The sequence below is a fragment of the Lampropedia aestuarii genome (genome assembly GCF_004803635.1).
Taxonomy (GTDB): Bacteria; Pseudomonadota; Gammaproteobacteria; order Burkholderiales; family Burkholderiaceae_C; genus Lampropedia; species Lampropedia aestuarii.
Genome location: NZ_SSWX01000002.1, coordinates 105,525 through 132,433 on the forward strand (window position 1 = coordinate 105,525; position 26,909 = coordinate 132,433).

The window sequence follows — 26,909 nt, forward strand, 5'->3', positions numbered from 1 at the left end:
GACCAGCCCAATGCCTTTGCGTGGGCCGACTGCCACTGTGAGACACCATGCAACCTATTGATCCCTCCCCATCCATTGGATGGCAAATGCTATTGGCCAAAGAGGTCAAGCGCTTTTGGCGCGTGGCTTTCCAAACGATTGCCGCCCCCGTGCTGACAGCCTTGCTGTATTTGATGATTTTCGGCCATGTGCTTGACGGCCGCGTAACGGTTTATGACGACCTCAGCTACACCGCCTTTCTGGTGCCAGGCCTGGTCATGATGAGCATTTTGCAAAATGCCTTTGCAAACAGCTCCTCAAGCCTGATCCAAAGCAAAATCACCGGCAATCTGGTGTTCATTTTGCTCACCCCTCTCTCGCACCGCGCCTGGTACATCGCCTTTGTCGGCTCCTCGATCATCCGCGGCCTGGTCGTCGGTTTGGGTGTGATGCTGGTCACCGTGCTATTTACCTCATTGAAGATGGTCAACCCACTGTGGGCATTGCTGTTTGCCATCATCGGCGCTGGCCTGATGGGGACACTGGGAGTGATCGCTGGTCTATGGGCCGACAAGTTCGACCAGCTGGCCGCTTTTCAGAATTTTCTGATCATGCCGATGACTTTCCTCTCGGGCGTGTTTTACTCCATCCACTCGCTGCCTGCAGTCTGGCAAGCCGTCAGCCACCTGAACCCATTTTTCTACATGATCGACGGTTTTCGTTACGGCTTCCTCGGCCATAGCGACTTCTCGCCTTGGCTCAGTCTGGGCATTACCGCAGTGGCCTGGGTTTTGGCTAGCTGGCTGGCCATGGGCCTATTAAAATCGGGCTATAAAATCCGCTCTTGAGTCAGCCGCCCACCAACGGGCCAAAACCATGGGCTGCTGCATTGCTTGTTTACACCTGCAATGCTCTGCAGCCTGCCACTTCACGCTGACTTCACGCAGCCATTGATAATCAAGCCCTAGCAAGCTTGGCAAGGCCTTCATTGCAAAACCTTCCCTGGCTTGTATTGACCAGCGCCTTGGCGCTTTACTTTTTCCCCACGACTGTTATGACCGCAGAAGAACTCCAATCCTTGATTCAGCAAGGCCTCGCTTGCGAGCACATCGAACTGCAAGGCGATGGCCGCCATTGGTTTGCCACCATTGTTTCGGCTGAATTCGACGGTCTGAACCTGGTGCAGCGCCAGCGCAAGGTCTATGCCACTTTGGGCAATCGCATGCAAACCGACGAAGTGCATGCGCTGTCCATGAAAACCCATACACCAGCCGAGTGGCAGGCCCAATAAGGCTGGCCAGCCATCAGCAGTGCCCACAGGTGGCATGGCGCACAGCACGCACTTGCAGTGCTGGCAGCCCACCGTCACCTTCACGCCACCAGCGACGCCCTTTCCTTTTGAGCCCCCATTCACCGCTTTTATCAACCATGTCCCGCACTCCCGAACAACTGATTATTCGTGGTGGTCAAACGCTGCAAGGTGAAGTCACCATTTCTGGCGCCAAAAATGCAGCCCTGCCGCTGCTGTGTGCTGCCCTGCTGACCGATGAGCCAATTGTTTTACGCAATGTGCCGCGCCTGCAAGATGTGCGCACGATGTTGCAATTGCTCTCGCATATGGGCGTGCAAACCCGCCATGACGCCGATGGCACCGTGCATCTGCATGCGCAGTCATTAGGCCAGCCAGAAGCGCCCTACGATTTGGTGCGCAGCATGCGTGCCTCAATCCTCGCGCTGGGGCCCTTGATGGCGCGCATTGGTTACGCCAAAGTGGCTTTGCCTGGCGGCTGTGCGATTGGTTCACGCCCGGTCGACCAACACATCCGCGGTTTGCAGGCGATGGGCGCCGAGACCGTGATCGAACACGGCAATATCATTGCTACCCTGCCGCACGATGCCGAACGCCTGCAAGGCGCGCGCATCACAACCGACATGGTGACCGTCACCGGCACTGAAAACCTGTTGATGGCCGCCGTTTTGGCCGAAGGCGAAACCATTTTGGCCAATGCCGCGCAAGAGCCTGAAATCATTGATCTGGCCGAAATGCTGATTGCAATGGGCGCGCGCATTGAAGGACACGGCACGGGCATTATTCGTATCCAAGGCGTAGAGCGCCTGCACGGCTGCGACCACAGCGTGGTAGCCGACCGCATTGAAGCGGGTACGTTTTTATGCGCAGTGGCCGCAACTGGCGGCGATGTGCTGCTCAAAGGCGCACGCGGCAAGCATTTGGGCGCGGTATTGGAAAAGCTGCGCGATATGGGCGTATCGATTGAGTGCTTGGACACCGGTATCCGGGTCAGCAGCCCGGGTGCGGCCTCTGGAAAACTGCTCGCTCAAAGCCTGCGCACGACCGAATACCCAGGCTTTCCCACCGACATGCAAGCACAGTTCATGGCGCTGAACTGCGTGGTGCAAGGGCCATCGACCATCGCCGAGACGATTTTTGAAAACCGCTTCATGCATGTCAGCGAACTCATTCGCTTGGGCGCACGCATTCAAACCGATGGCAAAGTTGCCGTTGTGGAAGGCGGCGCGCTGCTCAGCGGCGCCGAGGTCAGCTCAACCGATTTGCGTGCGTCAGCCTGCCTGGTCATTGCCGGGCTCGTGGCGCAAGGCCAAACCTGTGTGAGTGAGTTGCACCACCTGGACAGGGGCTACGACAATATCGAGGCCAAGCTACGCAGCCTGGGCGCGAACATTGAGCGCCATCAAGCTTGCGCGGCATCCTAAGAGCCTGTTCAAAGCGTTGACACACGCTCTCCCACATCAGGCTCCAGCCCGGTTTCAGTGAAAGCCACGCTGCGCTGCGGTCGGCAAGGTGCAGGCGTGGTGGCGTCTTGACTGGCATCCATGCTGACTTGCTGCGTCGCAGCCGCGGCGGTGGCCTGCACATTTGCCATCGGCACGATCGCACAGACCGACGTGCCACTGGGCCCTGACTCTACATCAAACACGGCACCAATGCGCTTGGCCCGCGCCGTCATGCTCCGAAAGCCAACCGTGAGGCCGGCCTCCTTAACGGCAGCAACATCAAAGCCAATGCCATCGTCCTCCACACAGACCGACATGGTTGCAACTGCATGCCCATCCTCTTGCACAAGAACAGAAACACGCACGTGGCGCGCGCGGCTGTGCTTGATGATATTGGCCAATGCCTCCTCAACCAAGCGCGTCAAGCCCAAACACTGCAAAGCCGTTGGCCGCTGATGCCCAGGCCATTCAGGCGCAATGCGCCAGTGCGAGGCCACATCCAGCTCATCCAAAATGCGTGTAAAGCGGTGGCGCACGGGAGCAATCCACTGCAGCGGCGACTCAGGCGCCAAGCTGTTCGAGCTGGCGCCGTGGTCAATGACCTGGCGCAAATCATCGCGCATGATTTTCAGCATCGACAACACGCGCTCTTTGGGCACCATCGCAGGGGCTTGCTCAACCATGGCCAAACCACGCACCAAGGTTCCCCCCAAGCCATCGTGCAAGTCATGAGAGATTTGCACCCGCTCTTGCAGCTTGGCATTCTCAAGTGCATGTGTGTGGGCTTTGGACAAAGCCTGCTCCAGCTCTTGGCGAACCATCTCGACTCGCTCTTCCAGCGCGAAGTTGAATTGCTCGATCATGCGCATGCCCTGCGCCAGCCGTCCGCCAAGCAGCAGTGCCATCAGCAAGGTCGCCAATGGGGCAACGATAGGATTCCAAGTCTGGCCCGGCGACTGTTCATGCACAACCAGCCACATATCGTGCACCGCCACGACAAGTATCAACAACAAACACAGGGCAAAACCGATATTGTGGCGGCTGCGGCCTGTGGAATGTGGCCGCCATACATGCCACTCAAACTGCAAGCAATTGAGAAAGAACGCTGCACCAAAACCATACCAAATCAACGCAAAGACCACAGGAGCGTTGGCGCGAGGAGCAAACAGCGCAGCGGCCACCGCGCCTAGCATGCTCCACAATAAGAGGCGCTCAATGCGTGGAAATTGCTGGGCGCCAAAACGCCACATGAACATGCAAAAAGCGCCTACATAAACAGCAAACACGGCAATATTCAATCGCGACAGGCTCAAGGCCTCGAGCCAGGGCTGTGAACTGGTGGCCAAAATGGTCGCCAGATAAGCAGCCCAACTCAGCGAAGTCAACGCATACCAGCCAAAGCTGCGCTCGCTCCTGCGCATCAGCCAGACAATGAAAAAAAAGCCACCAATGGCGACATTCATGCCTAAGGTCAGCATATAGACAGTACGCTGGCTCCACCAGCGCTGCGCATACGCTGTCTGCACTGTATCCACCGGACCCAGTCGCAATGGGCCCAAGCCGATTTGCAATGCGGGAACGCCAGTTACCTTGACCCATACCGAATTGACACCATCGCGAATGGAGCTCTCAGGCAGCACCCACCACCTGGGCATATTCCAGCTGAGCGAGAAGGGCTCAACCATAGAATGGTCGCGCCACACCAAGGTGTCATTGCTATACACCTCGCCAGCCAGGCTCATGCCATCAATTCCCAAGGCCAGCGGCTCAGCCTCTGCCTGCGCTGAGTAGGCATCGGCACTGCAGCGCAGCTGCCAGTCAATGCGGTACCAAACTGTGTCTTGGGGTTTTGCAAGATCGCTCTCCCAACGGTTGGGCAATGACACATCACGCCAGCCCTTGACTGGCCGTGCCGCACGCCCATTGCTGCTGGCTTGCTCGGCTGCGGCCTGAACCGAGATGATTTCAGGGCCGCACATCGCCCAAGCTGAAGTGGCCCCCAGCAAAAACCAGCACAACAAGGCCCTTGCAAGACCTGCAAACTGGGTCACTCGATCATCCCCCTGGCACGGGCAACGCTTACCGCATTGATGCGAGTGGACACAGCCAACTTGCGATAAATGCGTTTGACATGGGTCTCTACCGTAAAGCGGGAAATGAACAATGCCTCGGCAATTTCACGGTTGGATAATCCATCGCCCACGAGATGCAGGATTTCCGCCTCCCGCTCACTGAGCCGCTCATAAGACTGATTGGACGGCGTTGTCTGGCTTATCTCAGGCTTGGGCAAGAGCTGCAAAATACGCCGTGCAATGAACGGATCAATGGGGGCTCCGCCTCGCAGCACACTGCGGATTGACAGCATAACCTCAAAATCATCACGCTCTTTGAGCACATAGCCGGTCGCACCAGCCTTGAGCGCACCCACAATCGCCTCCTCAGAGCTCCAGGCCGAGACCACCAAAATGCCCAAACTGGGATCATCGGCGCGCAACTCAGCAATCAGCTCTCTGCCATTGCCATCGGGCAGTTGCAAATCAATCAAGGCCAAGGCCACCGGTTGCATCGCCAGCAAGTCCCGCGCCTGCCCCAGGCTGGCCGCATGCATGATGGCATCGGCCTGGTAACCCAATTGCAGCAGCACAGCGTGCAAACGCTGCTGCAGCAATGGCTCGTCCTCTACCACCAACACAGGAATCGGCAAGGTTGTATGCTCAACAGACGAAGGTGAAGGCGCAGTAGTCATATCTTGCCATCTTAGACCCAGCCTGCAGGTGCTGCATATCCCTGAAATCAGGTATTTGTGCTGTTTCAAACAGGCTCTATGATCGCCGCTAGCGCGGTCAAGGCCACATTGTGCATTAGCCTAGGCCCAGCAGCTGCTGGATCTGTGCACCGCACCTGAATGGGCCGCCAGGCACCTTTTAAAGTCCAAACCCATCGTGATAATGGAAGAAGTGGAACGTATTGCTACGTAGCGCTGATGAAGCAACACGAAACGCCATGCCCGCTCCCTACTCGCCATCGAAGCGGTAAATATCCATCGCCAAAAAGCCCATATCGACACCGGCATCCAAGCGCTGGGCCTGCAAGTCATCGCTCTGCCCTGCTGCCCCCATGGCGAAAAATAATGGCAGTAAGTGCTCATCACTAGGATGGGCCTGGGCGGCAAATGGGGCCAGCTTGCGGTAGTCCAGCAAAGCGCTGACATCATTGTCTGAGAGCTTTTGCCCAATCCACTCAATGAATGGCCGCACATACGGCGCCTCGTGGCCATCGCCATAACCCGCACGCCAATCATGCAGGTTGTGGGTAATGCTGCCAGAGCCAATCAGCAACACACCCTCATCACGCAAGGACTCCAATGCGTGCCCCATGGCCAATTGGTGAGCAGGTCCTAAACGGGGCTGAATGGACAGTGGCACAACCGGAATATGGGCTTCTGGATACAGCAGTCGCAACGGCACCCAAGCACCATGGTCCAAACCGTAGTCAGGCACGAATTGCGCTGGCAACTGCGCTTGCTGCAATAGCTCCACCACACGGCGCGCCAGTGCAGGATCGCCTGGCGCTGGGTATTGGATATCAAACAGCGCTTGCGGAAATCCACCAAAATCATGGATGGTTTCAGGCTTAGCGGCGCCACCCACCATTGGCTGCCTACCCAGCCAATGGGCCGAGGCAATCACAATGGCTTTGGGTTGCTCGATGGCCTGAGCCAATTGCGCCAATTGCTCTCCCACCAAACCTGGCTGCAGCGCCGTCATGGGTGAGCCATGTGAAATAAACAAAGAAGGCATACGGGATCTGCTCATCACAAAACTCCTTGGTAGGCATGTGCGCTCAGCACACATACGTTTGAACTAAAAGCAGGGCTGGCAGCAAGCGCTGGCCATCGAAGCTGATTAATAGCGGCTAACACCGCCGCGCAAGCTGAAGGTGGGCGGTTGCGACCAGGCGTGAAACGCAAGCACTACAACAGGGACCAACTGGGTTGTACATCGACGCATCAAAGACGGTGCCGCTGCTTTAAAGGGCCAGTGGTGAAACGCCCTGCCCTCAATACCTGCACATCAGCGCGAGCGCAATGTGAAGCGGCCATCGCCCAATAAAAACTGAACGATCAATAAAAAGGCCCAAACCGCAGGGTATTCCCAGCCGCCGCCCTGGTTGGAAAAGCCAAAGCCATTGGCACCGTGGACCGTCACAATCGTGCCCAACAACAGAGGCACGCCTATCAGGCCAAACCAACGGGCATAAATACCTACCAACATCGCCACTGCAATTGCCAACTCAAGCGCAATCGTGATGTAGGCAAGCACCGCAGGCAAGCCCAGCGACTGAAAATAGGCAGCAGTGCCTGCAGGTGTAAACACCAATAACTTGGTCAAGCCATGAACCAAAAACAAAACACCCAAACCGATGCGCAGAGCAGCTGCGCCATAGCCTGCCGTCGGGCTAAGTGATAAGTCAAATGTGGAGACAATGCGTTGCATGATAGACCTTCGTGAGCACCACATCAGTGGCAAGGCCGCAAGTTTATTGCCTCAAAATAAAAACATAAACCATCACGATTCAAACTAATTATTCATAAAAAAGAAACAAAAGGCACTGAAACTACCAACCTGCCCATTGCCAGCATTGCCTGACGCAAGCCTCCCAAAAGACCAAAGCACCGCCCAACAGCGCAGCTCCTGGCAGTTTGGCGTAATGGATATCCACTAAAATATTTGACAACCGCATGCGCCACAATGCAGCAGCCCGGTTCCTGGGCTAGCTCCAATTGGCCGTGGCCTGGACTGGCCATTGCGCTGCAGTAGGCCAGGACCTTTCGATTGACCCTCAACAACGCATTGCCATGTATCTCCTAGGCCTGTCACTGATTTTGCTTGCCCTGAAGTATTTTGCTATCGGCCCGGTGGCCCAGTGGCCGTGGTGGTGGATTGCTGTGCCTTTTGGCCTGACGGCTGCATGGTGGTCGTGGGCCGACTGGTCGGGCTATACCAAGCGCAAAACCATCGAAAAAGAAAATGCCAAAAAGAATGCCCGCATTGCGCGCGATCGTGCGCGCCTTGGCCTGACCTCGCCCCGAAAACCGAAAAAATAAAGCACCCCAAGTGGATCTGAGGTGCGCTGCCGAGCCCACAACAACATGCACTACCGCTCAATTGAAACGCTTTCATAATGGCATTTAACAGCAGCTTTTGTCATTGCGGTGCGCATTAAGGATAATGTGGCTCAAGCTGCCAAGGGCGGCATTCTTTTTTTCAAGTGCTGAATACTGTTCAGTACTCCGAACCGATCTCGCAAAAAATACACATGACCGATACATCTATCCTCGTGCCTGACTCACCGCAGCCCCACACTATCCATCGAGAGGATTACCTTGCGCCAGCTTTCTGGATTGACACTGTCGAGCTGACGTTTGACCTCGACCCAGCCAAAACCCGCGTACTCAACAAAATGCGCGTGCGCCGCAACACCGCAGTGGGCACCGATCTACCACTGCGTCTCGATGGTGAGGATTTGAATCTGGCCCGCGTACTGGTCAATGGCCAAGGCGCAACGTTCAAAATGGACAATGGCCAGCTGGTACTCTCCAACCTGCCCGTTGATGAGTCTGGCTTTGATCTAGAGATATTCACCACGTGCCAGCCGGAAAAAAACACCTCGCTGTCCGGCCTGTACACCAGCCAAGGTGCTTTTTTTACACAGTGCGAGGCAGAGGGCTTTCGCCGCATCACCTATTTCTTGGACCGCCCTGATGTGATGAGCATCTACAGCGTCACCTTGCGGGCCGATCAAGCGCTCTACCCGGTGCTACTCTCCAACGGCAATCTGGTCGAAGAAGGCGCATTGGAAGACGGCCGCCACTATGCAAAATGGCATGACCCGTTCAAAAAGCCAAGCTACCTGTTTGCCTTGGTCGCAGGCAAGCTCGTCGCGCGCGAGCAGCGCATCATTGCGCGCAATGGCAAAGAGCATTTGCTGCAAGTCTATGTGCGCCCAGGTGACCTGGAAAAAACCGAGCATGCGATGCAATCCCTGATTGCGTCGATTGCCTGGGACGAAGCGCGCTTTGGCCTGCACCTGGATCTGGACCGTTTCATGATTGTGGCCACCAGCGACTTCAATATGGGCGCAATGGAAAACAAAGGCCTGAACATTTTCAACACCAAGTATGTGCTGGCAAGCCAAACAACGGCCACCGACGTGGACTTTGCCAACGTCGAAAGCGTTGTTGGCCACGAGTACTTCCACAACTGGACTGGCAACCGCATCACCTGCCGCGACTGGTTCCAGCTGTCCTTGAAAGAAGGTCTGACCGTATTCCGCGACCAGGAGTTCTCCATGGACATGGCCGGCAGCGACAGCGCCCGCGCAGTCAAACGCATTGAAGACGTGCGCCTTTTGCGCACCAACCAGTTTGCTGAAGATGCCGGTCCAATGGCCCACCCAGTGCGCCCAGACAGCTACCAGGAAATCAATAATTTCTACACGCTGACGATTTACGAAAAAGGCGCTGAAGTCGTGCGCATGATGCACACGCTGGTGGGTGAGGCAGGTTTCCGCAAAGGCATCACACTGTACTTTGAGCGCTTTGATGGCCAGGCCGTGACCTGCGATGATTTCGCCCAGGCGATTGCTGACGCCAACCCTGACAGCGCACTGCACAAGCTGCTGCCCCAGTTCAAACTCTGGTACAGCCAGGCCGGCACCCCACACGTACAAGCGACTGGCCTTTACGATGAGATGGCGCAAACATACACCCTGCGCCTGACACAATCCCTGCGCCCGACCCCCGGCCAGCCCGACAAACAGGCAGCAGTGATTCCAGTCAAGCTCGGTTTGCTGACACGCAGCGGCCAGGCCCTGCCGCTACAACTGCAAGGTGAGGCCACTGAAGCCCAGTTTGAGAGAACCTTGGTGCTGTCCGAAGCGCAGCAAACCTTTACCTTTGTCAATCTGGCCCAAGCGCCAGTGCCGTCGCTGTTGCGTGGCTTCAGCGCCCCAGTTGTGCTGCACCAGCAACTCGACGAAGAAGAGTTGGAGGTGCTGCTCGAGCACGACAGCGACCCATTCAACCGCTGGGAAGCGAGCCAACGCTGGGCCCAGCAAATCATGCTGAATGCATTGCGCGACGGCAATGACGCGCCAATGCTGCCCGAGCGCTATCTGGCCGCATTGCGTAAAGTCCTCAACGATCCACTGCTGGATGCGGCATTCAAAGACCTGGTGCTGACGCTGCCGACCGAAGGCTATATCGCCGAGCAGCTTGACGTGGTCAACCCACAACGCATTCACGCTGTGCGCCAAACCTTGCTGTCTCAACTGGCCTCTGCGCTAAAAGCTGATTGGCAGCGCGTTTGGGAATTGCACAACGACACAGGCGCCTACACGCCAGACGCGATCTCTACAGGTCGCCGTGCTCTGGCAGGCAAAGCCCTGGCCATGTTGACACTTGATGCGATGCACAGTGGCGACAGCGTCTGGCCAGGCAAAGCCTTGCAGCGCTTCAAAGACGCCAGCAATATGACCGACCGTTTCAATGCACTGGCAGCCCTGGTGTCCGCACGGCACCCACTCGCTGGCAACGCGCTGGCGCTGTTCTACCAACTCTTCAAAGACAATGCCCTGGTGCTGGACAAATGGTTCCAGCTGCAAGCCAGCGCACCCGGTCTGCAAGGAGATGCTCTGACCAAAGTGCAGCAGCTGATGCAGCACCCGGACTTCACACTGAAAAACCCCAACCGCGCACGCAGCCTGATTTTTGGCTTTACCAATGCCAACCCGGCGGGCTTCCACCGTGCCGACGGCGCTGGCTACCAATTCTGGGCCGATCAGGTAATCGCCTTGGATGCCATCAACGCACAAACCGCTGCGCGCCTGGCCCGTGCAATGGACGCGTGGCGCAAGCTCGATGCGCCTTTCCAGGCGCAAGCGCAAACCGCTCTGCAACGCGTAGCCGCGCATGGCAAGCTGAGCAAAGACGTGCGCGAGATCATTGAGAAGTCATTGGCCTAAGAGCCTATTCATCATCTCCGCGCAACCGCATTGAAATCCCAAAGGATGCAATGCGGTCAGCGCAAAGATCGTAAACAGCTTTGAAAGAGCAACTCTCCAGGGCGCTTTTACTGCAAGGCCTAACAATGGCAGCTTACTGGCAAGAATAGCTTGCCGCGTCGCTGCTATTGCCACGGCCGTCATACACCGCCTTGGCCGGATAGGCACACAGCGGTTTGCTACGCGGCGCAGCGTTACTGGCAGCGCTGGCGACAATCTGCTCAGGAGCCTTGCCCTGTTCTACCCAGGCATCCAGCGCATGCAATAAGTCATTGCCCGCATGGGCGTTGGCAGCTTGCTGTCCGCCATTGCCAAACACCACAGCACCGGTGCCGCCGCTGCAGTGGCCCATACCAGGCACCATAAACAAACGCATAAAGTCACCCGTTTGCGCGCCATGCAAGGCCTGCACTTGCTCGTAGTAGTGGATGCTGTCGACCGGGTTCACCACCGCATCCTGCCAGCCATGGTAGACAATGGCTTTGGCACCGCGTGTCGCAAAACTACGCAAATCAGCACTGGTGTGGTCAACCAAGGGTCCCAGCACCTTTTCGGCACGTGCCACATCGCGGTTGTAGTCAAACGTCCACCAGTCCCATTGTGGGTCATCAAACGCCCACAAACGCCAATAGTCGGCTCGCACTGGGCTGTCACTGCCCCAGTAACTGGGCCAGCCGGCTTCGCTACCGGGCAAATGGCCGGGATAGAGTTGCTCACCGGTCACCGGGTTCACTGGGCCTTGGTAGATTGCTTCAACCACCTCGATTTGCGCGGTGGTCAGACAGGCCTCGTTGTCTTCGGCTTCACACTGCAAGCTACGAATATCGAAATGCGCAGGCGTGCACATGCGCGGATTTTCCATCACCCCATCGACAACCCCATCAAGGCCATCGCAAGCTGCAACCACTTGTTGTGTGATAAAACGGGCTTTGGCAGGTGTCAGAATCACCGCGCCATTGCTGCCTGGCTCACGATTGGCTAGAAAACGGTGCAAAAAATCAACGTTCAAACGTGTGCGGTTATGGCCCGGTGCGCCTGCAATCACACCATCAAAATCGGCAGGGTAATGCTGCATTTGTGCAAATGCCTGGTGGCCACCGGTGGAGCAGCCGTAGTAGTATGAGCGACTCGCGGCAGTGCTGGTCAGGCGCTCAATGAGTTGCTTGGAGGGCTGGGTGATCGCATGGATCGAGCGCTTGCCCCAATCGAGAATTTTTTCAGGATTGCCCACGCCCCAGTCCATCGCATTAGGGTTGCTGGACTGGTGGCCCGTATCCCCGCCAACCACCGCATAGCCCTGGCGCATTGCATAGGCCATGTCGTTGTAACTCAAGGCTGGGCTATACCCCCCATTGCCGGTGACGACCAGCTTGCCATTCCATGCCTGCCCCAGCGGCGTCCAGATCTCAAAGTTGATCAGAGAATTGGCGCTGGCCGAGGTCTGGCCCATGACTTGGCAAAATTCCGGCAGATCTTGCAAAGTGGTATTGGGCCCAAGCGGCAGTGAACCAGCTTTAACCAGCGTGGCCGACAAAAGTTTGTCTGAAGCAGGCAGCCCCGCCTGCAATGCGGCCACATTGCAATTGTGCTCGGCCAAGTTGCGCACCGCTGGCGGGCCATCTGAAGAATCGCCGCCGCAAGCCACCAGCAAGCCAGTGGCCAGCGTGATGGCCGTAGGTTTAAAGAATTGCATGTCGTCTCCTAGTTTGTTGTACTTGCCAGATCACACACTGCAAAGCACTCTGCCGGCCAGTGACCGCTGCACGACCCCACCGGCAGGCCTTGCTCATTCATCAAACAGCGCTGTTTGTCGCGCCTTGTCGATGATCCGCTCTGCATCCGCAGGCAATAAGAAGCGCTGCGCAATCAGGCTTTGCGCAGCACGGCTGACAGCTTGCACATAAGCTTCTTGCGTGCCGTACAGTTCTTCAAGCGAAGGCCGCTCATCGCCTGCGGCCATGCGTTCTGCCAGGCTGTGGTGGAACGGGATATAGCTGCCAGCCAAGTTGGCCAAGTCCACCAAGCGTTCATCGCTGACATAGTTGAACTCGATGCTGGTGCCCAGCGGCGCCTGTGCTTCAACCGACTGGATACCGGCCAGTGTCAGGCCCGTGCGCGGACTCACTTGGGGCACCAAAATCGCATAGTGCTGGCCCGTTTGTACTGGTGGCTGCAGCGTGGCAATTCCAGCTTCATCTTGCGGCAGATACTGCGGACCAAAATCCAGCAATTCAAAATCGTTGTAGCGCGCCAAGTAATTGAAACGCGGAATCGCGGTCGCAACGCCATTGACCGGCCATTGCACTCCCTGCATCACAGGAAAGCGCACTTGATCTGGTCGCACCAGGCTGCCATCGGCCAGTTGTGGAACTTGGCTGGCCGGTGGTGCTGTGCCCTCGACCACCCACTCTTCCAAAGCGATGAACAAGGCTCGGAACGTGTCGTTGAAATGCACGACCGTGCCTGAAGGGTAAACACTGCGGCTGGGCGCAAAGCTGATGCTGGCCTCACCACCTGCGCCGCCGTGCTGGGTGCTGGCGTAGTAGTAAATGCGGGCGTTGTCAGGTTGCACCAAGTCTTGCGTGCCACTGGCATTGGTGAGCACAGGCGAGCCTTGCAATTGCCAGAATTCAGTGCCAGACAGGCCGAGGAAGAATTTCGGGCAGGTGTTGCTTTCGCTGCAGCGGCGCATCACGCCGCCGCTGCGGCCGCTGATCTCGTCGTAGTAGTCCTTGTCGAGGCCTCGTGGCGCAGTCTGGCCGAACGCCGTGTGGTCGGTGCGCAGACCTCCACCACCGCCTGGCACAGCAAAACGGGTATTGACATGGGTTTGGCGCGCGGCCACGTGGGCGAACATGCCATCAAATACTCGTGAGCCATCGACTGCCTGGTTAAAACCCAGGTGTAAGAACGTCTTCATCGCATTGCCCGATTGCGAGGTGCCCTGTGCAATCGTGTGCTGGATACGACCTGCCAATGGATTGGCCATGCCAGCAGCATCGGCCTGGGCGTTGCGAAAGAAATGCACGGTGTCACGCAATCCCGCCAAGCCCACGCCCATTACCTTAGGGTCCTTAGCGACATAGACCAACTCATACAAGTACAAAGGGTCAAATCCCGACTGCAAGCAGACTTTGCTGGGGTCTGGCGTGCCCGGAAACGGCACGGCTTGCGTGCAGTTGGCAAACTTCCATTCGGCAGCTGCGATTGGCTGGCGCACATCGCTCTCATTGATGCGTTTGGTCAGTGTGTAACCAGGCAAAGTATTGTCCAGGCTGGCTGGTTCGTACGGCAGCATGCTGCCGTTGAATACACCGCCAGGCAAGCTCATGGTGCTGGTCGCTGACTGCGGCACCAACTCCGCGCGGTAAGGCCCGGTGATGCTGGAGCCATCGGCATTTTTTGCTACTGGCACCTGAGCTGTCAAGCGCTCTGGCGTAGATTTGGGCACATCGCCTTGCCAAGCCGCGTACAGCACGACATAGCCACGCTCCAAATACACGGCATCGCCAGGATTGCTGGTAGGGTTGAGCATGGTCAGGATATTGCCACGATTGGGCGCGTCGTAGCGCAGCACGCCACTGGCCTTGCGCATGTCCTTGGGCTTGAGCATCACAAAATCGGTGCTGTACTCAACCATGCCGCGTGCGTTGACCGGCGCCAAAGCCAAGTCCTGAATCACCGCATTCTTGGCGTCTTTGGGATCGAGTTCACCAGACAGCGTGCCGCTCAGGCGTTCATAAGCGCCTACTTCTCCATAACTACCGGGAAAATTTTGCGTGGCCGTGATCTGCAATGTCAGCTGTGGGCTGTTGGCAACCGGCACATCGTCATTGCTGCTGCCACCGCAGGCCACCAGGGTGGCAGCGCCCAGCGCGATGGCTGTGAATTTAAAGGTTTGCATGCTGTTGTCTCCTGTCTTGTTTGAATCTTGTTTTTGAATCAGCTTGTGCCTCAAGCTGGAGTCCATCGCAGGCAGGCTAGCGCCTACCTATGCGCTACAGCGATTAGGCTCTTGCAATGAAAGCGCGTCTTGTTATTAACTGACCGAGGCGTTCAGCCCAGGCATTGGGATGGGCATGCCGCTGCTCTGCTACACGCCCTCCCCCCATCACTCAGGCGTAATACCGGCAGCTTGAATGATCTCGCCCCATTTTTGGGTTTCTTCTTTTTGGAAAGCCGCCAGCTCTTGCGGTGTGGAAGTCCAGGCTTCAGAGCCGGACTGGTCAAAGAATGCCTGCGTGGCGCTGCTTTGCACCGCGTTGGCCAGCAAACCATTGAGCTGGGTCACGACCGGCTCGGGCGTGCCCGCTGGCGCATAAGCGGCAAACCAGTATCCCATGTCGTAACCTGGCACGCCCGCTTCGGCAATGGTTGGTACATCTGGCAGCAAGGCGCTGCGACTCTTGCTGGAGTAGCCCAAAGCGCGCAGTTTGCCGGACTTGATTTGCGGCACGCCAGTAGAGACATCGGTGATCATCAAGTCAATCTGCCCACCCAGCAAATCGGTGATTGCCAGTGGATTGCTCTTATAAGGCACGTGCAGGATGTCTACACCAGCCAATTGCTTGAGCAGCTCTCCCGCAATACGGCTCGACGAGCTGCCGCTGCCAAAGCTGAGCTTTTCAGGATTGGCTTTGGCAAAGGCCAACAGCTCTTCAACGGTTTTATAAGGGGCATTCTCTGGCACAACCAAGACTTGCCCGCCCTTGCCCAAACCCGAAATCGGCGCAAAGTCTTCAACTGGTTTGTAGGACAGGCTTTTGTACAAGTGCTCGTTGGCCGCATGCGTGGTGTTGGTGGTGATCAGCACCGTATAGCCATCGGGTGTAGCACGGGCAGCAGCTTGCGCGGCAATCATGCCACTGGCTCCGGCGCGGTTCTCGACCACCACCGGCTGCTTGGTTTGCTCGGTGATTGACATGCCCAGTGCGCGTGCCAGCTGGTCGGTTGCACTGCCTGCAGCAAACGGCACGACCAAGGTGATCGGCTTATTGGGGTAGTTGCCCTGCGCAAAAGCGGTGCTGCCCAGTGCCAGGAAAATGCTGGCTGCCAGTACGCTGCGTCGTGTCAAATTTGTCATTGTCGTCTCCTGTTGAAATGGTTTTTAAGTGCTTGTAAAAAGAAACCGCCCAGCGCCAGGCACGGACTTACAAGCCGGGCTGTAGCGCTGGGCCTGCGAGCAGGCTTGACCATTGGGCCAATTGCGCACGTGGTACGCGAATGGGCATTTGCAGCACGCGGTAGCACAAGGTCTTGCCATGGCTGTCGAGGTTCAGCGCCCCATTCACCCCACCATCGAGCACCTCATCGAGCACCAGATTCATCGCCTGCAATTGCGGCAGCAAATAACGCGTAACCTGGCTGGGTTGGCGGTCGGCAAACTCAGCGGCAATGGCCTCTTCTGTGACCTGCTCACAAATCAAGGGCCAAAATTGCGGCTGCCAGGCAATCACACTGATGTTCGAGCGGTTGCCTTTGTCGCCGGTGCGGCCATGGGCCAAGCGGTACAGAGGAATCAGGCAGCTGCTGTCATCGACAGGTGCTGCGCTCACTGCGGCGGTGTGTGTGGCATGCAATGTCATCGAAGCACTCCTTCAAGCAAGGGCCGCTTGTGCGCTCGCACTGGCCCAATGAAAACCGGTCGCAATGTCTTGCTGCGGCACCAGGCACGACACCAAGCCCAGCCGCTGGCGCATATGGGTGCGTACACCGCCGCCGCCGGCAGGGCCGCAGCAATACAAGGCATTGATTTCGCGCGGCAGGCGCGCGGCGCAGGCGTGGTCTTCGTGCTGCCAAGCCATGCGCAGGCGCACATCTTCGCTCGCATGGCTGAAGTCCGTGGCAGCCAGCCAGTCGCTCGCATCGTTGCCCCACACGCTGGTCACACCAATCAAGTCGGTGCGCAACGGGGCAATACCCGCCAGGCGCTGGGCAATGGTCTGCGCGGCCAGTTTGGCCCGCTCGGCAGCACGTGGTCCGGCATACGAAATCTCGCCTTCGGCAAACCAGCCAGTGGCGTAGCAAATATTGACTTTCAGGCTATCTGGCCGGGCATGGCCGCGCACGCCTTCCAAACGCACCTGATTGGGTCCAACTTGCACAACCTGGGCCTGGCTGATATCTGCCACCACATCAGGAGTGAAGTACTGCTGCGGGTCGTGGATTTCGTAGAGCAGTTGCTCTTTCACCGTCGCAGAAGTAATACAGCCGCCGCTGCCTTGCGGCTTAAAGAGCGTGCAATGGCCATCGGCATCAATCTCGGCAATCGGGTAGCCAAGGTGCGCCATATCGGGCACGTCTTTGTAGCCCGGATCGGCGAAATACCCGCCGCTGACTTGCGTGCCGCACTCCAGCAAATGGCCGGCCATCGTCGCGCGCGCCAAACGGTCCCAATCGTCCCATGACCAGCCGTAGTGCGCCATCGCCGGCCCGACCACCAGGGAGGGATCTGACACGCGCCCACAGACCACAATGTCAGCGCCCGCCTGCAAAGCCTCAGCAATCGGGCGCGCGCCAATATAGGCATTCGCACTGACCAGTGGCTGGCTCGGCATCTGCGTACCCAAAGCGTTTTGCAACAACTGGCGATGTGCCGACGCACTGACATCATCGCCATGCACTACCGCAATGCGCGGCAGCGGCACCCCTAGCTGCTGGGCCAACTCTGTGATGGCACGGGCTGCACCATCGGGGTTGGCTGCGCCAAAGTTGCTGACAATCCGAATGCCGTGCTGCAGACAGTCGGCCAAAATCGGGCGCAAAAAATCCAACATCAAGGGCTCGAAGCCCGCATTCGGGTCACTGCGCCTGGCCAATTGGGCCAACGCCAAAGTGCGCTCGGCCAAGGTCTCAAATACCAATACGGCCGGTTGGGCGCGGGCAATCAGCTCTTGCACCACCGGTCCTGCCGCATCGATGCGGTCGCCCGAAAAGCCGGCAGCGCAGCCCACTAGCAGTGGGGGTTTGTGTGGGGCCTGGTTCATCTCTTGTATCTCCTGCGGCCCAATGTAAATTAATTCGCATAATCGGTAAAATCGATTATTAGAATTAAATAATCTGTTTTTCAAATGAATCTCTCTTCACGCGACATTGCGGCTTTTTTGGCTTTGGCAGAGCTGCACAACTTCACCCGTGCAGCCAGCCGCTGCCATTTGTCGCAGCCGGCCTTTAGTGCGTTAATCAAAGCGCTGGAAGACAGCGTGGGTCTACGCCTGTTTGACCGCAGCACACGCCATGTGGTGCTGACCCGCGAAGGCGAGCGTTTCATGCAGTCGGCGCTGCGTATTCAGGCCGAGTTGCAAGCCTGTGAAAAAGCCATGCGCGATACCGCGCAACTGGCACAAGGCCATGTCAGTGTGGCGCTGCTGCCCTCGTTGGCAGCGGGCTGGTTGCCAGGCGTGCTGCGCAGCTTTGTCACGCAGCACCCGGGCATTGAGCTGGAGATCATGGATGTGCTCTCAGAGCCCTGTATCGAAGCGGTTGCGCAAGGCCATGCCGACTTTGCTTTGGCCGCCATGCGCGTGGACACGCCAGAATTGCAAGCAGAGTATTTTTGCAGTGATGATTTCTATCTGGTCTGCCGCAAAGACCATGCGCTGGCAGGCCAAACGCAGATTGCAATGGCCGATCTGCTGCCTTATCGTTTCATTCATTTGGCACGCCACAGCAGTGTGCGCCAGTATTTGGAAGCGGCCTTGTTTCCTCAAACACTGCGCACTTTTGTAGAGGTTGAACAGCTGGCCACCGTCAAAGGCCTGGTAGAAGCGAACTTGGGCATTTCTGCTGTGCCAGCAATGACCTTGTTCCATTTTGAGCACCCCGACCTGAGGATTCTACCGCTGCACATCGCAGGCCTTAAGCGCGAGATTTACTTGGTGCGCAGACGCGCCACCAGCTTGTCTGTAGCGGCCCAGGCTTTGTACCAACAGGTATTGGATGCCAGACCGGTTGCGCCTGGCAATCGCCAGCACCAGGCCTGAACATGGGTCGCACTGGCGCGCCGGGGCAGATCGGCGCACACGCTGGCACCAAGGCTTAAATGCGTTTGAACAAGGCGCTGCGGGTATTGCCCGCATCGGCGGCGGACAGGAACCGCTCGGTGTAGATGTCACGCTCGTACAAGCGCCCCTGCATCAGCGTGCCAATGCAGGCCTCAATCATCGGGGGGGGGGCCGCATAGATAGGCTTTCTGGCCTGAGAAATTGCCACTCCAATGCGCCTGGGCTGCATCGTGCACATAGCCACGAAAGCCGTCCCAATCCGTGCCTGCAGGCTCATCTGACAAGGCCGCAATGTAGTGGAAATTAGGGTACTGCTCAGCCAGTGCACGGAATTGCGCATCGTAGTACAGCTCAGCACGGCTGCGCTGCCCATACACCAGGCTAATGTCTTGCTTGCAGCCTTTGGCCAGCAGCTCCAAAATCATCGCACGCGGGCTCGACAGGCCTGATCCACCAGCCATGAACAGCATAGGCATCTGTGCGGACTCACGGACAAAAAAGCGTCCATACGGACCACTGATCGACACGCTGTCCCCCTCAGCGAGCTGCTCATGCAGCCATTGGGTGCCAGCCCCACCGGGAATCTGGCGCACATTGAGCTCGACGTCCACGCTCTGCCCATTGGCATCAGGCGGATTGGCAATCGAGAACGCACGTGCGCCTTCAACGCCGGGGATGTGTATTTGCACGTACTGGCCTGCCTGGAACGCGATCGGCTTGTCCAGGCGCAAATGGATGGCTTTGATCGTCGGTGTCAGTTGTTCAATGCGCTGCACTGTGGCTTGAAAATCCTGCACGGCAATGATGCGCGCATCGGGGTCTTCGTCAATATCCGCCTCGACCACTGCATCGCTGTTGAGGGTGGCGCAACAAGCCAGTGTCTTGCCTTCTTCGCGCTCGAAGTCCATCAAGGCGAAAGGATTGGCATTGCCATGGTCAATGTCGCCATCACAGATTTGAATTTTGCAAGTGCCACACAGGCCGTGGCCACAGGCATGGGGAATATAAATACCTTGGCGCAAGGCGGCATCGAGGATGGTCTGGCCATCGTCAATGTCAATGGTTGCGCCCAGAGGGTCAATAGTGAGCTGGTAGCTCATGGCTGGTCTCCAAAAAGAATGGCTTGGCGGCAAGCTCCCCCACACCTTTGGTCAGCCAGTCAGTGAGCATGCACCACACCCTTTCTTGGTGCTGTGCATGCCAACTGGCTATCCATGTGTGCATGGGGTGCGGCTCTTAACTGCCAGGCCGCGATTGACGCAATTTCAGCTGCCGCTGCCGTTGATACCGTTGAGACCCGGTGTGCGAAACCGGATCAGGTCCTTGTGCCCCAGCCCATTGCCCGCCAATGTCGCTGTCGGTTCCGGCTGCCACGACTGGCTCGACTTGAACCACTGCACCTGGCTCCAGTCGATCTTCTCAAAATCAGGGTGCTGGCCATATACACGCGGCAGGATCTGGTCTCTGAGCACGGTAAACGGGGTCTCAGGCGGCAGCGGGATGCACACCGGCGAGCAAAACATCGTGTGCGCATCCCAGCAGATATACAGCAGGGGGGCCGGAAAGTTGGCCTGCACGTCTTTGGCCGGAAATTCGTAGGGTCCGAGTGTGGGCAGTGTCATTGTGTCTCTCCTGGTGTCTGGGTCTTGCCAGACCATTGCGCAAAGTTCTTTTGATCGAGCGAGCCTTCAAACTCCATGTTGTCCTCGCCCTGCTTGATGCCGTACCAATCGAGCACGGCGGCAAGCGGATCGAAGCCCTCTGCAGTCGGGTCTACCCCTTCCTTGAAGCAATTGCCTTGGTAGATCTGATGTACAGGCAACCAGGACTGGCGGTATTTCTCGGGTGCAGAGTCGAACACGTGTTTGCAGCCATCGCTGCAGAAATGGTATTTGTCGCCTTCGTGCTGACTTTCACGGAACGCAATCGCCGTTTGCTCGGGATCGTCCATCTCAGTGAAGGCCATCGGCACCTGACAGACCGTGCACAGCATGGGCAGCGTGTTGTTGTAATAGCGCTTGCCCTCTTGCTGCCACTGGCGGTATTGCAGCAAGCGTGGGCGATACAGACGATCGAACGTGTCCGGGTACTTGGCAGAAAGCCAATCGAGTTCTTCGTCCGTGGGCACCCAGGTGTGCATTGCTGCTGCGCCGCTGTAGTTGTAGAAAATATTCCACGCCTGGTGGCTGATGTGGTCTTTTTCCTTGATCGCCTGCTGCCAGCCTTTGGGCTCGCGGATGCCATAACGTGCCAGATCCTTGAACAGCGCCCCCCCATTGGCCTCGCCGTACATCTCCCAGGCCTCTTTCCAGCTCATCACGCGCTTGGGCAGCATATAGTCCTGCATCATCGCCACCAGCGTCAGCACACGGTAGCCACGCCAAAACCATTTGTCGATCCAGCCCTGCACAATCGGCACGTTGTCTGGGTCTTGCTCCAGCATGAACTTGATGCATTCGATGCCCAGCGTCATGTGGCGGGACTCGTCCGACTGCGCCGAGAAACCGAATGTCACCGTCGACAAATCGCCGTTGTGCGCAGCGCCTGACATGAAGGGCACGAACAGCAAGTTGGTGAGCACGTATTCAAACGCAAAGCTGATCGCGGTTAGAAACTCGAATGGGCCTGCGGTCAACGAGTCCTCGAAAAAGGACTTGGGCACGGACAAATACCAGACACGGTCAAACCACTCGTTGGAGTTGTGCATGCCGTTGAAGTATTTGTTGTAGTGGCTCAGCGCATGGGTTTCAGTTTGAAAGTGGCGCAGCTCATCAATGGCCTGCATTTGCGTGGCCACCCGAGCCCCCTCGCCAGTGAAGTGGCGCCCCAGATGCGAGAAGCCGCGATAAGCGTAGTACTCCAGCGGCGTCACGCCCTGGATAAAGAGTTTCAGCGCATTGATATAACGTGCATCGGAGACGCCAAGCTGGCCGTTATTTTGCGCAAATGCCTCAATCACCGCATACAGTTTTTTCTCTTTCTCGCCCTGGTATTTCCAGTACGCGTCCATCGTCAGGCGAAATGGGTCTTCCCATTTATCCCAATCGTGGATTTTGATGCCTTCGTACTTGTCGTAGGGAAATACTTTGTCCATTGGCTGGTAGCTTGTCTCCCAACCAAGGCCTCGGGTCATGGCCGCATAGCGTTCTTTGAGCCCGAGTTTTTTCTTGTTGACTCTGGTGTCCATGGTGTTGCTCCTGAAATCAAATCAATGGTGAGTGCGCTGCCATTCAAGACGCGCTTCAGCGGCCCCAGCTGAGGGTGAAGGCATCGTCGTCTTCGTCGATGTTGCCCGACAGCGTCACAAGATTGACTTGCAGCTGCTGCAGGTCATAGCGCTGGCCTGTTTGTTCTTCGATGGTGCTGCGGCGCACGACCAGCTGGCCGGGCGCATCGATCTTGACCAGGCCTGGCGAGTACACTGCCTGGGCCTGGGGGTTGTCTTGCAAAATGGCTTCCACCACGGGGCGTGATTCCTCATTGGCTTGGAAGGCAATAAAAACATTGGATACGTGATCGCTCATGGGGTAGTTCTCAATCAATAGGTGGTCAATACGCGGATGGCAGTGCACAACCAGGACTTAGGCGCTCAAGCCCAGTTTGCCCAGGCGCACTTGCAAGCTGGCTTGCGCTGCAGCCAAGGCCACACTGCCCTGTTGGCCCATGGCCAGCTTGGCCACCGGGGCTAAGGCTTCCAGCGTGGGGGAGACGTATCGCAAGACCCACTCCTGCAACTGCGCCTGGTTGGCGGGCGACTCGGCACCTACCACTTTCAAGACGCCATCGACCCAACGTGCAGACTCCTGGTGCCAGTCAGGCATGAACACCGTCAACAACGACACTGCACTACCGCCTAGCGCAGTGACGAATTCCTCCACATACTGGTCGTACATGAGCGGATAAAGCAGACCATCAATGACCAGGTTTTGCAGCACAAACAGGGCCATCGGATCCTGCTCAATAAAAGAGTCCTCCTGCCATTTGCGCAGTGGCTGCCATGCGGCTCTCTCCAGCCAATCGGCTTTGCCAGCATCCAAGCAGGCGGCATCGCCCATCAGCAAACCCAGGCGGGTCAGGTATTGCGCCGCGCCCAAATGGTCCATCGCATGCATCAGCGCCGGAGCGGTGAATGCCGTGCCATAGCCGCGGCTGGCCATGCTGCAGTTGTTCATATTGCCGCCCCAGGCCAGGTGGCGCAGCGGCATCAAAACGGCCGCGACATCGTTGCGCAGGCGCTCATCGATGCGCTCCATCAGTTTGCGCGACTCAACAAACTGGTAGTTCGCATCCATGGTCTCTTGCTGCTTGGCCCGTGTGATGGTCCAGGTGGCGTAGTAGTACTGGCGTGGGTCACGCAATGTGTTCCAGTCCGCCATCACAATCGCTGTGCGGCGCACATCAAACAATTCACGCTCGGGCTCCCAGGTTGGGCGGTAATGGAAGTTTTCCTTGGGCTGCGTGGCCAGAATCGCCTCTTGGTAACGCGAGGCCGGCTTGTCACCGGTATAGGCTTTGACACGGTCAAATGTCTGCCGCAGCGGCTTGATGTCCTTGGCTTGCAAGTCAATGTTCATGGGCTTGTCTCCTTGTGCAAAAAAATGAATCACGGCGATGGGTTCAGTGGCATGGCACTGGTTGGCTCACCAGGCTTGGCCTAGTCGTCCTCACGCGGCATCGGTGGCAGGATTTGCACGCTGTTGTCACGGCAAAACGCATCAAAGTCCTCGGGCTGGAGCAGCAGCTCCACCACCAGCTCGGGCCAGCCCACCGAAAAGTCAAAATCAATGAATCCGTTGTCTTGGTGTCCCCGCACACGCACATAACGGCGGCTCAAATCCACGCTGGGCAAGGCAATGCTGGTATCAGTCATGGCGGCATCGGTCATGCAGTCTCCTTGGTTGATCGGTCAATATGCCAATGTGTGGCGCTGATACAGGGTGTTTTGCAATGCCTGTGCCAACTTTGGCTTTTGGGGAAAAGTCACGGGTTAACCATTAAAAAAACACCGCCAATCTGCCCAATTCATAGCGAATGAGTGCGGCTTGCAGCCAGCCACTGCGGGTCTTGCGCACACACAGCCCTGGCACCTGGCTGCGACTGCACCAATTGCTGCACCGGCTTGCTGCAGGGTGCAGCAATTGCGCATCAGGGATTGCACCGAGCCAGAGCCCCAGCCAGCGCCTGGCATCAGGGAAAGCCAGTGGAGTGCCAAGCGCCTCTGAAGGGGACAATGGCGGCCCAGCCGGAGAATGCGTATCCGGCGCATGAAAGCGAACAAGTTCCTACACGATGACCGACCACCTCAACGATCTGCCTTCTGATATGGATTTGCGCGAGCTGCTGCGTTTTTCCAATTCGGATGGCCGCATTTGGCTTGCCGGACAACGCATGCTGCTGATGCACGTCAACGCTTTGCAAGCCTTGCGCAATGAAATCATCCACACCCTGGGCCTGGCACAGGCGCGCAAGCTGTTGATGCGCGCCGGCCATAGTGCCGGCACCCGCGATGGCTTGCTGGCGCGGCAAGTGCGCAGCCAAATGGGCACCTATGAAGCCTATGCAGTGGGGCCTCAGTTGCACATGCTTGAAGGCGCAGTGCAGGTCAAACCGGTCGCGTTTGACTACAAGCCGCACGCCGACCCGCTGCAAAGCCATTTTCACGCGATCTTCAACTGGCACCACAGCTGGGAGGCAGAAGCGCACCGCGCCGACCATGGCTTGCAACACGAGTCGGCCTGCTGGAGCCTGCTGGGATACGCTTGCGGCTATTCCAGTGCGTTTTTCCAACAACCTGTGCTCTTCAAGGAAACGCAGTGCGAAGCCTGCGGCAAATCGCACTGCCAGATTGAGGGGCGCTTCCTGCACGAATGGGAGTCTGGCGACGCAGACATGGCGGTGAAAAAAAAGCCTACCGCAGGGCTGCTGTGGGTTGGCGGTGCCGCAGCGTTTCAAGCCCGCAGCGCCCACGAGCAATACATGGAGCTGGCCAAAACGCCTTTGACAGGCCGCTCGCCGGCCTTTGTCCAGGCCTTTGAGTTGCTGCGCCAAGCCGCCCCTACCCAGGTCAGCGTCTTGCTGACCGGCGAGACCGGTGTCGGCAAAGAGCAGTTTGCGCGCGCGCTGCATGCACTGAGCAAACGCAGCGAGCGCCCTTTTGTGGCGATTAATTGCGCCGCCCTGCCTGCTGATCTGATCGAGAGCGAATTGTTCGGCGTCGAAAAAGGCGCTTATACCGGCGCCTTGGCCACCCGCATGGGCCGCTTTGAAAGAGCCGATGGTGGCACGCTGTTCCTCGATGAGCTGGGCGAGTTGCCCTTGCCCGCCCAAGCCAAATTGCTGCGCGTCTTACAGCAAGGTGAAATTGAGCGCTTAGGCGGCACCCAAGCGCGCAAAATCGATGTACGCATCGTCGCTGCCACCAATGTGGATTTGACAGAGGCCGCACAGGCTGGGCGTTTTCGCCAGGACTTGCTCTACCGCCTCAATGTCTACCCGATTGAAATTCCCCCACTGCGCGAGCGTCTCGACGACATAGCCCTGTTGGCCAAGTACTTTCTCGAGCACTACGGACGTCTGCACAATAAGCGCATCGTGGGTTTTGAAGACGCTGCGATGCAGGCCCTGCACAACCACCCATGGCCTGGCAATGTGCGTGAATTGGGCAATGCGGTCGAGCGTGCGGTGATTCTGGCGCCTATCGGGCAGTTGAATATCCCGATGTCCAGCTTGTTCCCAGCGATGGCCGCTCCGCTGGTCGACCGCATCAGCGCCAGCGGACAACTGCAATCGGCGGCAACGCGCCCGCGCTCTGCCAACGGCGAGCAAAGCCCGCAAACCCCCGCGCCCAGTCCCTCAGCGCAAGTGCTGCAATTGCTGCAGCAGCATGGCCTGAGCATGGATGAACTGGAGCATCAACTGCTGCAAGAAGCCATGGCGCGCAGCCAAGGCAACCAGGCAGCCGCAGCACGGCTGCTGAAAATGTCCCGCCCCAAATTCACCTACCGCTTAGGACGCTTGGAGGATAAAAACACTTAGAGCCTGTTCATCAAGGCCTGTCTCCATCCAGCGCCGCCTCGGCAAAGACCTCCCTACTCAGTTGCAACACCGGCTCGATGTACCAGGAGGTATCTGCGAGGCGATGGATCAGGATAATCGGCGAGGTCGCACGTTCTTCCTTGACCTCGCGGTAGACTACATCGGTGCGAATGCGCGCCGATGACGGAATCAAACTCACGCCGCCTTCAGCAGCCACCAAGCCCAAAGCGGTCTGCAGCTCGCGCACTTCAATGGTCTCCTTGACCCGCACGGAATGGTCGCGCAGCAAACTCACCACGTGGTCGGCAAAACTGGGGCGCGGCTCTTGTGGATACACGATCAGGCGCTGGCCTGCCAACGCCTGCAAGCTCACGGGAGAATCGGCGCTGCCCAGCGCGTGGCTTGCTGGAGCGGCCAGCACCAACTTCTCCTCTCCCAGCACAATGCGCTCGACAGACTGATCGGCACTGCGAATGCGCCCCACGCCAATATCAATGCGCCCGGATTGCAGTGCACTGACCTGCTGCAAAGAGGTGCTCAGCTCAAGCATGTGCAAATCAATATCCGGAAAGCGCTGGCGCAACTTGCGAATCAGCAAAGGCAAGCCCCCATACAGCGCAGAAGGCACAAAGCCGATGCACAGGCGGCGCTGCTGGTTGGCACCGACCTGCTGGGCCACAGTCTTCATCTGCTCAATATGCGCAAGCGCTCGCAACGCCTGCTCGTAGAAAACCCGCCCCGCTTCGGTCAGGCGCACCGAGCGGCTATTGCGCAGCAACAAGGCCACGCCCAACTCCGTCTCCAGCATCTGAATTTGCCGACTCAAAGGCGGCTGGGCAATATGCAGTTGTTCTGAGGCACGGGTGAAGTTCCGCGCCTCGGCCACCGCTACAAAATATCGCAATTGTCGCAATTCCATTGCTGCTCCATGCACAGCCACAGCAGGCCCAAGGCACTGCCATGCAATCAAGGGAGAACCATACTAGGGAAAACCACAGGCCACTCCCGCCGAAATTGATAAGTACTTGATATGACGAAAACTATCCCCTATCAATACCTATTAAGTATAGAACC

22 protein-coding genes and 1 pseudogene are annotated in these 26,909 nt (G+C 57.6%); 7 read left to right on the forward strand and 16 right to left on the reverse strand.

Features of this window, described 5'->3' with window-relative positions:
• Nucleotides 1-47 precede the first annotated feature (47 nt).
• From E8K88_RS01905 to murA, 3 genes are all read left to right on the forward strand, one after another.
• On the forward strand, nucleotides 48-827 hold the full coding sequence (locus tag E8K88_RS01905; protein ID WP_136404957.1) for an ABC transporter permease: 780 nt from the start codon (nucleotides 48-50) through the stop codon (nucleotides 825-827).
• Nucleotides 828-1,033: 206 nt separating this feature from the next.
• A complete protein-coding gene (locus E8K88_RS01910) occupies nucleotides 1,034-1,270 on the forward strand; it encodes a BolA family protein (protein ID WP_136404958.1) in 237 nt (78 codons plus the stop codon).
• A gap of 137 nt (nucleotides 1,271-1,407) precedes the next feature.
• A complete protein-coding gene (gene murA, locus E8K88_RS01915) occupies nucleotides 1,408-2,712 on the forward strand; it encodes a UDP-N-acetylglucosamine 1-carboxyvinyltransferase (protein WP_136404959.1) in 1,305 nt (434 codons plus the stop codon).
• A gap of 8 nt (nucleotides 2,713-2,720) precedes the next feature.
• Here the strand turns inward: murA and E8K88_RS01920 are convergent, their stop codons facing one another.
• From E8K88_RS01920 to E8K88_RS01935, 4 genes are all read right to left on the reverse strand, one after another.
• Complete coding sequence (locus E8K88_RS01920; protein ID WP_240754271.1) at nucleotides 2,721-4,784, reverse strand: sensor histidine kinase; 2,064 nt, start codon at nucleotides 4,782-4,784, stop codon at nucleotides 2,721-2,723.
• Complete coding sequence (locus E8K88_RS01925; protein ID WP_136404960.1) at nucleotides 4,781-5,479, reverse strand: response regulator transcription factor; 699 nt, start codon at nucleotides 5,477-5,479, stop codon at nucleotides 4,781-4,783. The genes E8K88_RS01920 and E8K88_RS01925 overlap by 4 nt, the downstream gene beginning before the upstream one ends.
• A 268-nt stretch (nucleotides 5,480-5,747) precedes the next feature.
• The gene (locus E8K88_RS01930; RefSeq protein WP_136404961.1) at nucleotides 5,748-6,548 is read right to left on the reverse strand and encodes a dioxygenase family protein; all 801 of its coding nucleotides are present in this window, start codon (nucleotides 6,546-6,548) and stop codon (nucleotides 5,748-5,750) included.
• 258 nt (nucleotides 6,549-6,806) lie between these two features.
• Complete coding sequence (locus E8K88_RS01935; protein WP_136404962.1) at nucleotides 6,807-7,229, reverse strand: DoxX family protein; 423 nt, start codon at nucleotides 7,227-7,229, stop codon at nucleotides 6,807-6,809.
• Between the two features lie 362 nt (nucleotides 7,230-7,591).
• Between E8K88_RS01935 and E8K88_RS01940 the strand changes: the two genes are divergently transcribed.
• Nucleotides 7,592-7,840, forward strand: a complete 249-nt coding sequence (locus tag E8K88_RS01940) for a TIGR04438 family Trp-rich protein (protein ID WP_136404963.1) — start codon at nucleotides 7,592-7,594, stop codon at nucleotides 7,838-7,840.
• A gap of 212 nt (nucleotides 7,841-8,052) precedes the next feature.
• A complete protein-coding gene (gene pepN, locus E8K88_RS01945) occupies nucleotides 8,053-10,758 on the forward strand; it encodes an aminopeptidase N (protein WP_136404964.1) in 2,706 nt (901 codons plus the stop codon).
• 133 nt (nucleotides 10,759-10,891) lie between these two features.
• On the opposite strand, the gene E8K88_RS01950 is transcribed toward pepN, so the two are convergent.
• The 5 genes from E8K88_RS01950 to E8K88_RS01970 form a co-directional block, all read right to left on the reverse strand.
• Nucleotides 10,892-12,490, reverse strand: a complete 1,599-nt coding sequence (locus tag E8K88_RS01950) for a tannase/feruloyl esterase family alpha/beta hydrolase (protein ID WP_136404965.1) — start codon at nucleotides 12,488-12,490, stop codon at nucleotides 10,892-10,894.
• 93 nt (nucleotides 12,491-12,583) lie between these two features.
• Nucleotides 12,584-14,701, reverse strand: a complete 2,118-nt coding sequence (locus tag E8K88_RS01955) for an alpha/beta hydrolase domain-containing protein (RefSeq protein ID WP_136404966.1) — start codon at nucleotides 14,699-14,701, stop codon at nucleotides 12,584-12,586.
• Between the two features lie 207 nt (nucleotides 14,702-14,908).
• Nucleotides 14,909-15,880, reverse strand: coding sequence for a Bug family tripartite tricarboxylate transporter substrate binding protein (locus tag E8K88_RS01960; protein ID WP_136404967.1), 972 nt, complete (start codon nucleotides 15,878-15,880; stop codon nucleotides 14,909-14,911).
• A 67-nt stretch (nucleotides 15,881-15,947) separates the two neighbouring features.
• A complete protein-coding gene (locus tag E8K88_RS01965; RefSeq protein WP_205880000.1) occupies nucleotides 15,948-16,382 on the reverse strand; it encodes an AtuA-related protein in 435 nt (144 codons plus the stop codon).
• A 12-nt stretch (nucleotides 16,383-16,394) separates the two neighbouring features.
• Nucleotides 16,395-17,783 (reverse strand): acyclic terpene utilization AtuA family protein, encoded by a 1,389-nt coding sequence (locus E8K88_RS01970; protein ID WP_136404968.1) that lies wholly within the window; start codon nucleotides 17,781-17,783, stop codon nucleotides 16,395-16,397.
• 84 nt (nucleotides 17,784-17,867) lie between these two features.
• Between E8K88_RS01970 and E8K88_RS01975 the strand changes: the two genes are divergently transcribed.
• Complete coding sequence (locus E8K88_RS01975; protein WP_136404969.1) at nucleotides 17,868-18,779, forward strand: LysR family transcriptional regulator; 912 nt, start codon at nucleotides 17,868-17,870, stop codon at nucleotides 18,777-18,779.
• Between the two features lie 55 nt (nucleotides 18,780-18,834).
• Here E8K88_RS01975 and E8K88_RS01980 read toward each other — a convergent pair.
• The 6 genes and pseudogenes from E8K88_RS01980 to E8K88_RS02005 form a co-directional block, all read right to left on the reverse strand.
• Nucleotides 18,835-19,900 (reverse strand): annotated as a pseudogene (locus E8K88_RS01980) (2Fe-2S iron-sulfur cluster-binding protein).
• Between the two features lie 165 nt (nucleotides 19,901-20,065).
• Nucleotides 20,066-20,422 carry a phenol hydroxylase subunit P4 gene (locus E8K88_RS01985; RefSeq protein ID WP_136404970.1) on the reverse strand — a complete coding sequence of 119 codons (357 nt, stop codon included), beginning with the start codon at nucleotides 20,420-20,422 and terminating at the stop codon, nucleotides 20,066-20,068.
• The gene (locus tag E8K88_RS01990) at nucleotides 20,419-21,987 is read right to left on the reverse strand and encodes an aromatic/alkene/methane monooxygenase hydroxylase/oxygenase subunit alpha (RefSeq protein ID WP_136404971.1); all 1,569 of its coding nucleotides are present in this window, start codon (nucleotides 21,985-21,987) and stop codon (nucleotides 20,419-20,421) included. Before E8K88_RS01990 ends, E8K88_RS01985 begins: the two co-directional genes overlap by 4 nt.
• 55 nt (nucleotides 21,988-22,042) lie before the next feature.
• On the reverse strand, nucleotides 22,043-22,324 hold the full coding sequence (locus E8K88_RS01995) for an MmoB/DmpM family protein (RefSeq protein WP_136404972.1): 282 nt from the start codon (nucleotides 22,322-22,324) through the stop codon (nucleotides 22,043-22,045).
• Nucleotides 22,325-22,381: 57 nt separating this feature from the next.
• Nucleotides 22,382-23,374 carry a ferritin family protein gene (locus tag E8K88_RS02000; protein ID WP_136404973.1) on the reverse strand — a complete coding sequence of 331 codons (993 nt, stop codon included), beginning with the start codon at nucleotides 23,372-23,374 and terminating at the stop codon, nucleotides 22,382-22,384.
• An 80-nt stretch (nucleotides 23,375-23,454) separates the two neighbouring features.
• Nucleotides 23,455-23,685 carry a phenol hydroxylase subunit gene (locus E8K88_RS02005; protein ID WP_240754272.1) on the reverse strand — a complete coding sequence of 77 codons (231 nt, stop codon included), beginning with the start codon at nucleotides 23,683-23,685 and terminating at the stop codon, nucleotides 23,455-23,457.
• 404 nt (nucleotides 23,686-24,089) lie between these two features.
• On the opposite strand from E8K88_RS02005, the gene E8K88_RS02010 reads away from it, so the two are divergent.
• Nucleotides 24,090-25,835, forward strand: a complete 1,746-nt coding sequence (locus tag E8K88_RS02010) for a sigma-54-dependent Fis family transcriptional regulator (RefSeq protein ID WP_136404974.1) — start codon at nucleotides 24,090-24,092, stop codon at nucleotides 25,833-25,835.
• 10 nt (nucleotides 25,836-25,845) lie between these two features.
• Here the strand turns inward: E8K88_RS02010 and E8K88_RS02015 are convergent, their stop codons facing one another.
• Nucleotides 25,846-26,754, reverse strand: coding sequence for a LysR family transcriptional regulator (locus tag E8K88_RS02015; RefSeq protein WP_136404975.1), 909 nt, complete (start codon nucleotides 26,752-26,754; stop codon nucleotides 25,846-25,848).
• Nucleotides 26,755-26,909: the final 155 nt, after the last annotated feature.